This is a genomic window from Mycobacterium montefiorense, from assembly GCF_003112775.1.
Taxonomy (GTDB): Bacteria; Actinomycetota; Actinomycetes; order Mycobacteriales; family Mycobacteriaceae; genus Mycobacterium; species Mycobacterium montefiorense.
On sequence record NZ_BFCH01000018.1, the window covers coordinates 764,774 to 778,320 of the forward strand.

At 64.4% G+C, this 13,547-nt stretch carries 10 protein-coding genes; 9 read left to right on the forward strand and 1 reads right to left on the reverse strand.

Going from position 1 to position 13,547, the window contains the following annotated elements; genetic code table 11:
* Positions 1 to 364 precede the first annotated feature (364 nt).
* Positions 365 to 1,885: a type VII secretion protein EccB gene (gene eccB, locus DB708_RS16020; RefSeq protein WP_108923364.1), complete on the forward strand. Its 1,521-nt coding sequence runs from the start codon at positions 365 to 367 to the stop codon at positions 1,883 to 1,885.
* Entirely contained in the window at positions 1,882 to 6,048 is a 4,167-nt protein-coding gene (gene eccCa, locus DB708_RS16025) for a type VII secretion protein EccCa (protein WP_108923366.1), read from the forward strand. The genes eccB and eccCa overlap by 4 nt, the downstream gene beginning before the upstream one ends.
* Positions 6,049 to 6,090: 42 nt before the next feature.
* Here eccCa and DB708_RS16030 read toward each other — a convergent pair whose 3' ends face one another.
* Positions 6,091 to 7,266, reverse strand: coding sequence for a cytochrome P450 (locus DB708_RS16030; RefSeq protein ID WP_108923368.1), 1,176 nt, complete (start codon positions 7,264 to 7,266; stop codon positions 6,091 to 6,093).
* Between the two features lie 266 nt (positions 7,267 to 7,532).
* Between DB708_RS16030 and DB708_RS16035 the strand changes: the two genes are divergently transcribed.
* From DB708_RS16035 to DB708_RS16065, 7 genes are all read left to right on the forward strand, one after another.
* Complete coding sequence (locus DB708_RS16035) at positions 7,533 to 7,727, forward strand: ferredoxin (RefSeq protein ID WP_108923370.1); 195 nt, start codon at positions 7,533 to 7,535, stop codon at positions 7,725 to 7,727.
* A gap of 482 nt (positions 7,728 to 8,209) precedes the next feature.
* A complete protein-coding gene (locus DB708_RS16040; protein ID WP_108923377.1) occupies positions 8,210 to 9,433 on the forward strand; it encodes a PPE family protein in 1,224 nt (407 codons plus the stop codon).
* Positions 9,434 to 9,522: 89 nt separating this feature from the next.
* The gene (locus DB708_RS16045) at positions 9,523 to 10,746 is read left to right on the forward strand and encodes a PPE family protein (RefSeq protein ID WP_108923379.1); all 1,224 of its coding nucleotides are present in this window, start codon (positions 9,523 to 9,525) and stop codon (positions 10,744 to 10,746) included.
* A gap of 414 nt (positions 10,747 to 11,160) precedes the next feature.
* Entirely contained in the window at positions 11,161 to 11,460 is a 300-nt protein-coding gene (locus tag DB708_RS16050) for a PE family protein (RefSeq protein WP_108923381.1), read from the forward strand.
* Between the two features lie 238 nt (positions 11,461 to 11,698).
* On the forward strand, positions 11,699 to 11,995 hold the full coding sequence (locus tag DB708_RS16055; RefSeq protein WP_108923383.1) for a WXG100 family type VII secretion target: 297 nt from the start codon (positions 11,699 to 11,701) through the stop codon (positions 11,993 to 11,995).
* 48 nt (positions 11,996 to 12,043) lie between these two features.
* A complete protein-coding gene (locus DB708_RS16060; RefSeq protein WP_108923433.1) occupies positions 12,044 to 12,328 on the forward strand; it encodes a WXG100 family type VII secretion target in 285 nt (94 codons plus the stop codon).
* Between the two features lie 91 nt (positions 12,329 to 12,419).
* A complete protein-coding gene (locus DB708_RS16065; protein ID WP_108923434.1) occupies positions 12,420 to 13,322 on the forward strand; it encodes an ESX secretion-associated protein EspG in 903 nt (300 codons plus the stop codon).
* Positions 13,323 to 13,547: the final 225 nt, after the last annotated feature.

Here is a 13,547-nt window from a genome sequence, read left to right on the forward strand (position 1 = left end):
GGGATCTGACCGCCGCGGCTTTTGCTGGCGGTCGATGACGTAGCAGGTCAGCTAAGTCGCCGAGAGCAGCACTGGTTGACAGGACGTGCTGGCCGTCCGTCGCTACGATCCCTTTGGAGACACGAATTATCCGGCCGGGGGATCCAGTGGGGAACTTGGAAACTGCCAGCTCAGTGGTGGTTGCTACCGCTGAGCCTGTCCCGGCCGCCGCTTTGCGGTCGGCTGCACGGGTGGACGCAGCAAGGCATGGCGGTAAACGCCACATTGCGCGGCGTGACGAGGTCATTGTGGGTGGCTTACGGTTATCGAGTGATTCGCGTGCTGGACGGTGTCCAGACGTTCTAGCAGACCGGATGGTGAATTAGTGGCGGAAGAGAGTCGCGGGCAGCGCGGCTCGGGGTACGGCCTCGGGCTATCGACGCGCACGCAGGTGACGGGTTATCAATTCCTTGCTCGCCGAACCTCGATGGCGCTGACCCGCTGGCGGGTCCGCATGGAGGTCGAGCCGGGGCGCCGCCAGACTTTGGCCATTGTGGCGTCCGTGTCCGCGGCCGTGGTGATCTGCCTGGGTGCGCTGCTGTACTCATTTATCAGCCCGGCCGGCCAGGTGGGTGATTCGGCGATCATCGCCGACCGTGACTCCGGCGCGCTATACGTCCGCGTGGGCGACAGGCTGTACCCGGCGCTGAACCTGGCATCGGCCCGGTTGATCACGGGGCGCCCGGACAACCCGCACCTCGTTCGGTCCAGTCAAATCGCCAACGTGCCGCGTGGTCCGATGGTGGGTATTCCCGGGGCGCCGTCGAACTTCGGAGCGAAGACGCCGACCTCGTCGTCGTGGCTGATCTGCGACACGGTCGCCGGTTCGACCGGGGTCGGCTCGCCGTCCGGCGTGACCGTCACGGTGATCGACGGGACACCCGATCTCAGCGGCCGCCGGCGAGTATTGAACGGCTCGGACGCCGTCGTCTTGAGCTACAGCGGGGATACCTGGGTCATCCGGGACGGGCGCCGGTCGCGGATCGACGCGGCGAACCGCTCCGTGTTGTTGCCACTCGGTCTGACACCGGAACAGATCAGCATGGCAAAGCCGATGAGCCGCGCTTTGTTTGACGCGTTGCCGGTCGGGCCCGAACTGACGGTCCCAGAGGTGCAGAACGCAGGCAGCCCGGCGACCTTCCCCGGCGCCCCCGGCCCGGTGGGGACGATCCTCATCACCCCACAAATCAGTGGGCCACAACAGTATTCACTGGTGCTGGCCGACGGTGTGCAGACCCTGCCGCCCCTGGTCGCGCAGATCATGCAGAACGCCGGCGGCGCGAACAACAGCAAGCCGATGACCGTCGAGCCGTCCGCGCTGGCCAAGATGCCGGTGGTCAACAAGCTCGATCTGTCGTCGTATCCCGACAACCCGTTGAATGTCATGGACCTTCGGGAGAACCCGGCGACCTGCTGGTGGTGGGAGAAGACTAGCGGCGAAAACCGGGCCCGGATCCAGGTGGTCTCCGGGCCAACCATCCCGGTGGCGCAGGCCGAGACGAAAAAGGTTGTATCGCTGGTGAAGTCGGACACCACAGGCCGTACCGCCGACCAGGTCTACTTCGGTCCTAGCTTCGCCAACTTCGTCGCCGTCACCGGCAACGATCCCGGTGCCAAGACGACGGAATCGCTATGGTGGGTAACGGATGCGGGCGCCCGCTTCGGAGTGGATGACACCCGCGACGTGCGCGAGGCGCTGGGTCTGCAGACCACACCGAGCCTTGCGCCGTGGGTGGCGCTTCGACTCCTTCCGCAGGGCCCGACGCTGTCGCGGGCTGATGCGCTGGTGGAGCACGACACCCTCCCGATGGATATGTCCCCTGCAGAGTTGGTGGTACCGAAGTGAAACGTGGATTCGCCCGGCCGACTCCGGAGAAGCCTCCGGTAATCAAGCCGGAAAACATCGTTCTACCAACACCGCTGAGCATTCCGCCACCGGAGGGCAAGCCCTGGTGGATGGTCGTGGTGGGGGTTCTGGTGGTCGGTCTGCTGATCGGCATGATCGCCATGACCTTTGCCAGCGGCTCGCACGTGTTCGGCGGCGCCGGCGCCATCTTCCCGATCTTCATGATCGGTGGTGTCGCGATGATGATGTTCGGCGGCCGGTTCGGTGGCCAGCAGCAGATGAGCCGCCCGAAACTCGACTCGATGCGCGCCCAGTTCATGCTGATGCTGGACATGCTGCGCGAGACCGCCCACGAGTCGGCCGACAGCATGGACGCCAACTACCGGTGGTTCCACCCGGCTCCCGACACCCTGAGCGCTGCGGTGGGATCGCCGCGGATGTGGGAGCGCAAACCCGACGGTAAAGACCTCAACTTCGGTGTCGTCCGCGTCGGTGTCGGTATGACACGTCCCGAAGTGACCTGGGGTGAGCCCCAGAACATGCCCACCGACATCGAGCTGGAGCCGGTCACCGGTAAGGCGCTTCAGGAATTCGGTCGCTATCAGAGCGTCGTCTACAACCTGCCCAAGATGGTTTCCCTGCTCGTGGAACCCTGGTATGCGCTGATCGGCGAGCGCCCACAGGTGCTGGCATTGATGCGGGCGATTGTCTGTCAGCTGGCGTTCTCTCACGGCCCCGACCACGTCCAGATGGTGGTGGTCAGTTCGGACTTGGACGAATGGGACTGGGTGAAGTGGCTGCCGCACTTCGGTGACTCCCGGCGCCACGACGCGGCGGGCAACGCCCGGATGGTCTACAGCTCGGTGCGTGAGTTCGCCGCCGAGCAAGCCGAATTGTTCGCCGGCCGTGGGTCGTTCACACCTCGCCACGCCAGTTCGTCGGCACAGACGCCGACGCCGCACACCGTGATCATCGCCGATGTCGTTGACCCACAATGGGAGTACGTGATCAGCGCCGAAGGTGTCGACGGCGTGACGTTCTTCGACCTGACCGGTTCTTCGATGTGGACCTCGGTCCCCGAGCGGACGTTGCGGTTCGACGACAAGGGCGTGATCGAGGCACTGCCTCGTGACCGCGACACCTGGATGGTGATCGACGACAAGCCGTGGTTCTTCGCTCTCACCGACCAGATCAGCGCCGCCGAGGCCGAGCAATTCGGGCAGAAGCTGGCGCACTGGCGCCTCGCCGAGGCGTACGAGGAAATCGGCCAGCGCGTCGCCCACATCGGTGCCCGAGACATCTTGGCCTACTACGGAGTTGACGATCCTGCCGAGATCGACTTCGACGCGCTGTGGGCTGCCCGCACCGACACGATGGGCCGCTCGAGATTGCGGGTGCCGTTCGGCAATCGCTCCGACAACGGCGAGCTGCTGTTCTTGGACATGAAGTCGCTGGACGAAGGCGGCGACGGCCCGCACGGAGTCATGTCCGGTACCACGGGTTCCGGTAAGTCGACGCTGGTGCGCACCGTGATCGAGTCGCTGATGCTCGCTCACCCACCCGAGGAACTGCAGTTCGTCCTGGCCGACCTCAAGGGTGGGTCAGCGGTCAAGCCGTTCAACGGGGTCCCGCACGTCTCGCGGATCATCACCGACCTCGAGGAAGACCAGGCGCTGATGGAGCGCTTCCTGGACGCGCTGTGGGGCGAAATCGCTCGCCGCAAGGCGGTGTGTGACAACGCCGGCGTCGACGACGCCAAGGAATACAACTCCGTGCGCTTGCGGATGCGCGCCCGCGGCCAGGACATGCCGCCGCTGCCGATGCTCGTGGTGGTCATCGACGAGTTCTACGAATGGTTCCGCATCATGCCGACCGCGGTCGACGTCCTCGACTCGATCGGCCGGCAGGGCCGTGCCTACTGGATCCACCTGATGATGGCCTCGCAGACCATCGAAAGCCGCGCCGAAAAGCTCATGGAGAACATGGGTTACCGCTTGGTGCTGAAGGCGCGTACCGCGGGGGCGGCGCAGGCCGCAGGTGTGCCCAACGCCGTAAACTTACCGGCCCAAGCCGGTCTGGGTTATTTCCGTAGGAGCCTCGAGGACATCGTCCGATTCCAGGCCGAGTTTCTCTGGCGCGACTACTACTCCCGCGGGATCACCATCGACGGTGACAATGCGCCGGTACTCGTGCACAGCATCGACTACATTCGCCCGCAGCTGTTTACCAACTCGTTCACCCCGCTCGAGGTCAGTGTCGGAGGGCCGGACATCGAGCCGCCGCCCTTCCTCGGCAATGGCGACTTGCTCGAGCCGGAGGGTGCCGAGGCCGAGGACGACGAAGGCATCAGGACGCCGAAAGTCGGCACCGAGATCATCAATCAGCTGCGCAAGATCGATTTCGAGCCCTACCGCTTGTGGCAACCGCCGCTGACACAACCGGTCGCCATCGACGATTTGGTCAACCGGTTCCTCGCCCGTCCGTGGAACCAGGACTACGGCACCGCACGGGATCTGGTGTTCCCGATCGGGATTATCGACCGGCCGTTCAAGCACGACCAGCCACCGTGGACGGTTGACACCTCCGGTCCGGGCGCCAACGTCCTGATTCTGGGCGCGGGCGGTGCGGGCAAGACCACGGCACTGCAGACGCTGATCTGCTCGGCCGCGCTGACCCACACGCCCGAGCAGATCCAGTTCTACTGCCTGGCTTACAGCGGTACCGCGTTGACCACGATCGCGCGTCTTCCGCACGTGGGCGAGGTGGCCGGGCCGACGGATCCCTACGGTGTCCGCCGGACGGTTGCCGAACTGCTGGCGCTGGTGCGCGACCGCAAGCGCAGCTTCCTCGAACACTCAATCGCCTCGATGGACGTGTTCCGGCGCCGCAAGTTCGGCGGCGAGCCGGGACCGGTGCCCAACGACGGCTTCGGTGATGTCTACCTGGTGATCGACAACTACCGGGCACTGGCCGAGGAGAACGAGGTGCTGATCGAGCAGGTGAATCAGATCATCAACCAGGGCCCCTCGTTCGGTGTGCACGTGGTGGTCACTGCCGATCGCGAATCGGAGCTGCGACCGCCGGTGCGTAGCGGGTTCGGCTCCCGGATCGAATTGCGCCTCGCCGCGGTGGAAGACGCCAAGCTGGTGCGGTCCCGGTTCGCCAAGGACGTTCCGGTCAAGCCGGGGCGCGGCATGGTTGCTGTCAACTACGTCCGACTCGACAGCGACCCACAGGCAGGCCTGCACACGCTGGTGGGCCGGCCGGCACTGGCCAACACTCCGGAAAAGATCTTCGAGTCCGACAGTGTGGTCGCGGCGGTCAGCCGGCTCGCGAGCGGCCAGGCACCTCCGGTGCGTCGCCTGCCGGCACGGTTCGGCGTGGAGCAGGTCCGGGAACTGGCTGCCCGAGACCACCGCCAAGGTGTTGGCGTAGGCGGAATCACTTGGGCCATTTCGGAATTGGACCTGGCGCCGGTCTACCTTAACTTCAATGAGAATGCGCACTTGATGGTGACGGGCCGACGCGAATGTGGGCGTACCACGACGCTTGCCACGATCATGTCCGAAATCGGCCGGCTGTATGCGCCAGGATCCAGCACCGCACCGCCGCCGCCGGCGGGGCAGCCCTCGGCGCAGGTCTGGCTGGTCGACCCGCGCCGTCAGCTGCTGACCGTCCTGGGCACCGAGTACGTGGAGAAGTTCGCCTACAACCTCGACGGCGTGCAGGCGCTGGTAGGTGAGCTGGCAGCGGTTCTGGCAGGTCGTCAGCCCCCGCCCGGGCTTTCCGCACAGGAGTTGCTGTCGCGGTCGTGGTGGAGCGGTCCGGAGATCTTCCTGATCGTCGACGACGTCCAGCAGCTGCCACCCGGGTTCGATTCGCCGCTGCACCAGATCGCCCCCTGGGTGACCCGGGCCGCGGACGTCGGGTTGCACGTGCTGGTCACCCGCACGTTCGGTGGTTGGTCGTCGTCGGGCAGCGACCCAATCCTGCGGGCATTGCACCAGGCGAACACGCCATTGCTGGTGATGGACGCCGATCCCGACGAGGGCTTCATCCGGGGCAAGATGAAGGGCGGCCCACTGCCCCGCGGTCGAGGCCTGCTGATGGCCGAGGACACCGGCGTGTTCGTCCAGGTGGCGGCGACCGAAGTCAGCAAGTAAGACGGCAGCTGCTGGGTTGGGAGTTCCGCGGGTCGGCCGCGGCTAATCCCAACTCAGCGGCAATGCCCTGAGTGCGAATGTTTTTGACGGAAAGAGGATTTCGGGCTTGTAGTCCGGCGGCACGTCGAAGTCGGGGATCTGCTTGAGCCATTCCATGACGATCACAGTCAGCTCTATCCGCGCCAGATGAGAACCCAGGCACCGGTGCGGGCCGCCGCCGAATCCCCAGTGCCGGTGCACCTTTCCGTCCATCACCAATTCGTCGGTCGACACTGAATCGGTGCCATCGCGATTGATCGCCGCCATGCACAACCGCACCGCAGTGCCTGGGGGCAACGTCATGCCACCGATTTCGACGTACTTGGTGGTCACCCGGGGCGCCACCGGCGCTGACGGTTCTAGTCGGACGATCTCTTCGATGAAAACCCTGGCCTGCCTGGGGTTGTCGCGAAGCATTGCGCGCAGTTGCGGCCTACGCGCCAATTCGAAGAGGGAGAACCCGATCGCCGCGGTCACGGTGTCCAACCCAGCCAGGATTAACAGGTGACTCATGCCCAGCAACTCGAGATCGGAAAAGTCGCCCTCGCCAGTCATCACTTTCGACAACATGTCATCGCCAGGGCATTCCCGACGCTCTTGGATTGCGGCGTTGAGGTATTCGTACAGCGCCTGCGCCTTCTCGATGTCGGACTGGTCGAAATGAGGGCCTTCCGCGTTCAGTGCGTTCTTCCAGTCGATCAGCCGGTCACGGTCCTCTAGCGGCAGACCATAAAGGTCTAGGAACACCTGAAACGGGTACAAGTTGGCGAAATCCGCTACCGCGTCGCACTCACCGTGAGCGGCAAGCTCAGCGATCATCTGGGCGGCATGGTGTTCAAGCACCGGCCGGGACCTGCTCAGCGCGTGCGGGCTGAAGTATGGCTGCAGTATCTTGCGGTAGCGGGTGTGCTCCGGCGGGTCGAACGCCAGTGGTACCACCGGCAGTGGGTAGCCGGGGGGCTGCAGCGCCAGTCGCGACGAGAAAACCTCGGTATTGCGCAGCGCGGCCAGCACGTCCTCGCGACGTGTCAGGTAGTACGCGCCGTTCATGAACACGACCGGGCCGGCGTCTCGAAGCACCTTCCATCCAACGCCGCGGTCGGCGCCCATCGGCATGGTCGAATATTCCAGCCGCGGTAGGTAGAAGTCGCCTGGCTTGTATTCGCCAGAGATGCTCATGCGCTCTATCTCCGCTTGTCGTCTGACATTTCGTTCCTAGTCCCCGACTCAGCCAGGCCCGCTTGGAACTGTGCTGTCACCGATTTTTTCAGGCACACCAATATCGCATGTGTTTCGCACACGCTCCAATCCGGCTGGTGGACCGTCGAACTGACCGCCCGCGATCGTTGGCTGATCTTCTAGAATTTAGCGGCCGACCGATTTACCCATCGATTGTCACGTCCGATCCGGCGCGATTCCGCGAAGGCGCCGGGGGAGGGAACCTTGTGAGGGTTCGTCTCGAGAAGTCGAAATGCGTGGGCCATGCCCAGTGCTACGCCGTCGATCCAGAGCTGTTCCCGATCGACGAGTCGGGGTATTCGATCCTCGAAGAACACGAAGTGCCACCCGAGGATGCGGAGTCGACTCGCGACGGTGTGGCCTCCTGTCCGGAGATGGCGCTCGTCCTCGAAGAGGACTAACAGCGCCGACGGCGACAGAACCGAAACACCGGTAAGCAAATCAAAGGTGAACAATCGGCCGCCGTAAATGAACACGAGTTAGCCGGGAATGAACAATGGTTGGCCTGGTGTGAATAATTGGCATTGCTGGTCGGCGGCGCCGGTATAAACCATTAATGTCTTCCACGAGCGGCAGTTCAGCCCAAGTGAGCTGTCGCTCGGTTGCTGACAGCGGGGGTAATCGAGGCAGGATGGGCATGTCGTTCCTGACCAGATACCGGGAAATATGGTGGTAGAGCACCAGACCGGGGATGGCGAACGGGTGCACCGGATCCTCCTGGATTGCCTACTTACTGGGTTTGCTGACCGACGGACGTTCGGCTCCCAGGAGTCAGCGGTCCGCGGGTAGCAATCGCTGCTGCGGCGGCCACCAATGGTTTGTAAAGGTTCTTACGCGATAGCCGAGATTGCCACCGCAATCCCGGCCAATTGAGGAGGACACGGTGTTTGACTTCGGAGCGCTACCGCCCGAAATCAATTCCGGACGCATGTACGCGGGTCCGGGATCGGGGCCGATGATGGCCGCGGCCGCGGGCTGGGACGGGCTGTCGACGGAATTGGCCACGGCGGCGAGTGGCTACAGCTCAGTGATTTCCGAGCTCACCGGTGCACCATGGATCGGGCCCGCATCACAGAAGATGCTTGCCGCGGTCGTGCCGTACGTGGGCTGGCTCTGGGCGGCGGCCGCTCAGACCGAGGAGACCGCCAGCCAGGCGCGGGCGGCAGCGGCCGCTTTCGAGGCGGCGTTCATGATGACGGTGCCCCCGCCAGAGATCGCAGCCAACCGCGTGCTGTTGATGAACCTGATCTTTACCAACTTCTTCGGGCAGAACTCCGCGGCGATCGCGGTCACCGAGGCCCAATACATGGACATGTGGGCCGAGGATACCGTCGCCATGATCGGCTACGCCGCGTCCTCGGCGGTAGCCACCGACGTGGACCCGTTCGAGTCACCACCCAACACCACCACCCCGGACGGCACCGCCGACCAGGCCGCCGCAGTGACCCAAGCGGCGTCGCAGCCCGCGTCCAATTCCGCGCAGGCCGTGACGTCAGGGACAACGCAGCTGGCCTCCAGTTCGGCTGCGCCGCAAGCGCTGCAGCAAGTCGCCGCGGCCGCGGCCGCCGATCCCGCTGCCGCAGATCCGCCGCCGTGGTGGGTCGGGTGGTTGACCATCCCGACTCCGACCAACCCGATGGGGCTCAACCCCGGCTTCTTCACGTTCTTCAAGAACATGGCCGGCTTCCCTTACTTCGGGGTGGGGCAGGGAAGCTTCGGCTACTCGATCCAGCAGCAGACGACGTTCGGTATCGGTAGCACCGCCGGCGCCCAAGGTGCGTGGTTCCCGACACCACAGTTCGCCGGCCTGGCAGCACTGGGCGGCGGCCACCCCGGCGGCGCCATAGCAGCCCACGCCGCCTCGTCAATCAAGGTCGGCGGACTGTCCGTCCCGTCAACCTGGAGCAGCGCCGCACCCGCACTCGAGGAACAGGCCCTACAAGCCACCACCGTCAACTACCTCGCCCAATCCGGCACCGGACCCGCCAACAACGGCGTCCTGCAAGGCATGCCAATGACCGGCGCAGGACGACGCGGCGCCGCAGGCTTCACCCACAAGTACGGCTTCAAACGAAACGTGCTCGTCCGACCACCATCCGCCGGATGAACCGCGATATGAATGCCTGGTCCACCGACGGGACCGTGCGAGCTCATTCCAGGATTATTCTGTTCTTCCAGCATTAAGGAGGCCACGGCATGTCGTTGGTTGATTTTGGGGCGTTGCCGCCAGAGGTTAACTCGGCACGTCTATACGCGGGCGCCGGCTCGACGTCATTGACGACAGCGGCCTCGGCATGGCGACACCTTGGCGCGGAACTGAATTCGGCCGCGTTGGGCTACGACAACGTGATCACTCAGTTGTCCAGCGAGGAGTGGCTGGGGCCTGCCTCGGCCGCGGCGGTCCAGGCGCTCACACCGTATGTGACGTGGATGAAGACCACCGCGGCTCAGGCCGAGCAGACCGCCCAGCAGCTGGCCTCGGCGGCGGCGGCGTTTGAGTCCGCGTTCGCCTCAGTGGTGCCCCCACCGCTGATCGCGCAAAATCGGGCCCTGTTGACCCAAGCGTTGCAAACCAACGTCTTGGGCCAGAACACCAACGTGATCGCCCAGCTGGAGTCGCAATACGGGCAGATGTGGGCCCAGGATGCGAGCACGTTGTACAACTACGCGGCCCAGTCCTCGACCGCGACCAAGCTGACCCCGTTCCAGTCGGCACCGGAGGTGTCTACCCAGGACGCTCAGGCCAAGCAGGACGCCGCGGTCTCGTCGGCGTCGGGGACTGCGGCGGGCAACGCCGGCAACACGACGGCGAGTGCGATCGAGCAGACGCCCAAGACGCTGGCGGCCGCGGCTACCCCTGCGGCGGCTACCGCCACGTCTGCCACCGACCCGTTCACCGAGCTGTGGTTCCTGTTGACTGGGCAGACCGTTTTGCCCAGCAGCTTCGCGACATTCGTCAACGGTCTGAGTCCGTTCGCCGGCTTCGCCTACAACGTCGAGGGTCTGCCGTACTTCAGCGTGGGTATGGGTAACAGCGGTGTGCAGATCGCCAAAAGTACCGGGCAACTCGGGGGTGCGGTGGCCAGTGCGGCTTCTGCTGCGCCGAAGGGTCTGGCCGGTTTGGGCGGAATGCTGGGCGGCGGCGCCCACGCGGCGTCGGTGGCAGCCGGTCTGGGCAACGCCGCCTCGGTCGGCCGGCTCTCGGTGCCGGCCGTCTGGTCCGGTGCGGCACCGGCGATCAGCCACGCCGCAGCCGTGCCCGTCAGCGCCATCAGCGCGGTCCCCGAAGCCGCCGGCTCGGGCAACCTGCTCGGCGGTATGCCACTGGCCGGCATGGGCGGCTCCCAGGGCTTCGGCGCCTCGGGTCCCCGCTACGGCTTCAAACCCACCGTCATGGCCCGCCCCCCCTTCGCCGGCTAACCACCCCCGATCGTCTGCACAGCACTTGAGCGGCGGCACTGTCTTCGCCCTGTCGAGCGGCTTGCCGGCCAGTAATCGCTGGCCAGCAGGCGCGGCGACGTTGGTCGCATCGCGGGGACCCGGGCAACTTATCGGCGGCGAGATTTTTACCGGCCAGCTACCGCCCCAACCCCCTGGCACCGCGCCTGCCAGCAGGCTTTCGACAACCACAGAGGTCAGACCTTGTCAGTACTATGATTTCGCTGCTCAGAGCCCCCAAAAGGGCCAAAACGCTGTTACTGTGTCGTTACTAAAAGTGAATTCGCCGTACCGTTCCGTGAACAATTGCGAACGGGCGGTCTTCGGAACAGGCTTTACGGAACACGGTCATCTACTCTCAGGCAGAGAGTTTGGGGATTATGGAGGAGGAACAATATGTCGTTCGTGACGACACAGCCGGAGGCTTTGGCCGCGGCAGCCGGAACCCTGACGGGAATCGGATCTGCTCTTAGCGCCCAAAACGCGGCTGCGGCGGCCCCGACGACCGGGGTGGTACCGGCCGCTGCCGACGAGGTCTCGGCGCTCACCGCAGCTCAGTTCGCTGCGCACGCGCACATGTACCAGGCCGTCAGCGCTCAGGCTACGGCGATTCACGAGCAGTTCGTGAACACGTTGTCGACCAGTTCCGGCTCGTACGCCGCGACTGAGGCCGCCAACGCCGCCGCCGCCGGCTAACCGGTTGGGTCATTTAAGGCTAGGGACGTCCCACACCGAAGTGGGCTCAACGCCAGTCACTCGGTGATCGGGCTAGCCGTCTGGAGCGGCTAGACGGTCCGGTGGGGGCGGGTTATGGGGAGGCAAACATCCTTAGGTATCCGGTCCGGCAGTCGCGTCAGCACTCGCAACTGGCCTGACCATCACTGTCCATCAGAACAAAAACTCGAGTAGCAAGTAATCGAAGGAGAAAGGCAATATGGCAACACGTTTTATGACCGACCCGCACGCGATGCGTGCGATGGCCGGCCGCTTTGAGATGCACGCGCAGACGGTGTCGGATGAGGCTCGCAGGATGTGGTCGTCGTCGATGAACATCGCCGGCGCGGGCTGGAGCGGTCAGGCTCAGGCCACTTCTTACGACACCATGGGTCAGATGAACCAGGCGTTCAACAACATTGTCAACATGCTGCACGGCGTGCGTGACGGGCTGATCCGTGACGCCAACAACTACGAGACGCAAGAGCAGGCCTCGCAGCAGGCCCTCGGCCACTAGCCGCGAAACTCGCTGCTACCCAAACACTTTCAAGGGAGGACGTAGATAATGTCGATCAATTATCAGTTCGGAGATGTGGACGCCCACGGCGCCCTGATCCGCGCGCAGGCTGCTTCGCTGGAAGCCGAGCACCAGGCCATCGTTCGCGATGTGCTGGCCGCCGGTGACTTTTGGGGTGGCGCCGGTTCGGTGTCTTGCCAGGAGTTCATCACCCAGTTGGGTCGCAACTTCCAGGTGATCTACGAGCAGGCCAACCAGCACGGCCAGAAGGTGCAGTCCGCGGGCAACAACATGGCCAGCACCGACAGCGCCGTCGGGTCCAGCTGGGCCTGACGCCCAAGACTTCAGGCGCGGCAGCACACCGGCAGTTCGGTGTGCTGCCGCGTCCTGCGGTTACCGTGCACTACGACCTTCTGAGGTACTGATGGACCAGCAGACCACCCGCACCGACATCACCGTGAACGTCGACGGCTTCTGGATGCTCCAGGCGTTACTGGACATTCGACACGTCGCTCCGGAGCTGCGGTGCCGGCCCTACGTATCTACCGACAGCAGTGACTGGCTGAACGAACACCCCGGCATGGCGGTGATGCGTGAGCAGGGCATTGTCGTCGGCGACGAGGTCAATGAAGAAGTTGCGGCGCGGATGCGGGTGCTCTCCGCGCCAGACCTGGAAGTCATCGCGCTGCTGTCGCGGGGCAAGCTCCTTTACGGCGTCGTCGATGACGAAAGCCAGCCCCCGGGTTCGCGGGATATCCCCGACAATGAGTTCCGGGTGGTGCTGGCCCGACGCGGTCAGCATTGGGTATCCGCGGTTCGGGTCGGCGCCGACATCACCGTCGACGACGTCGCCGTCGCGGACAGCGCGTCGATCGCGGCGCTCGTGCTCGATGGTCTCGAGTCGATCCACCACGCAGAGCCCGCGGCCATCAACGCGGTGAACGTGCCGCTCGACGACATGCTGGAAGCCACCAAGTCGTGGCAAGAGTCCGGCTTCAACGTGTTCTCCGGCGGAGACTTGCGACGGATGGGCATCAGCGCCGCAACGGTAGCCGCACTGGGACAGGCACTTTCGGACCCGGCCGCAGAGGTTGCTGTGTACGCGCGCCAGTACCGGGACGACGCGAAGGGCCCTAGCGCGTCGGTGCTTTCGCTAAAAGATGGCTCCGGTGGCCGGATTGCGCTTTACCAACAGGCACGGACGGCGGGTTCGGGGGAGGCCTGGTTGGCGATCTGTCCGGCGACCCCGCAGTTGGTGCAAGTCGGCGTCAAGACGGTGCTGGACACATTGCCTTATGGCGAGTGGAAGACCCACAGCAGGGTGTAACGAGAGTTCCAAACGTTAAGGCTTGTAAAGGTTTTGAACTCGGCGTGCGGCTAGGCCACGAAGGCGTCATACTTCTCTAATAAACAGTAAAAAATGAAACTAAGTGTCATCGGAATCATCTATCGCGAGGCAGGGTAAATGAAATTCGAAAACGTCGGACTGCCACTTTCCGGCGCACCGGAGACTAGATCGACCGAGCCCTCCACGCGACTGACGACCCGGAAT

Coding starts and splice junctions, on each gene's coding strand:
- DB708_RS16055 (WP_108923383.1), top strand. CDS start 11,699: ATGGCAACACGTTTTATGACCGACCCGCACGCGATGCGTGCGATGGCC.
- DB708_RS16065 (WP_108923434.1), top strand. CDS start 12,420: ATGGACCAGCAGACCACCCGCACCGACATCACCGTGAACGTCGACGGC.
- DB708_RS16030 (WP_108923368.1), bottom strand. CDS start 7,266: ATGAGCATCTCTGGCGAATACAAGCCAGGCGACTTCTACCTACCGCGG.
- DB708_RS16060 (WP_108923433.1), top strand. CDS start 12,044: ATGTCGATCAATTATCAGTTCGGAGATGTGGACGCCCACGGCGCCCTG.
- DB708_RS16050 (WP_108923381.1), top strand. CDS start 11,161: ATGTCGTTCGTGACGACACAGCCGGAGGCTTTGGCCGCGGCAGCCGGA.
- DB708_RS16045 (WP_108923379.1), top strand. CDS start 9,523: ATGTCGTTGGTTGATTTTGGGGCGTTGCCGCCAGAGGTTAACTCGGCA.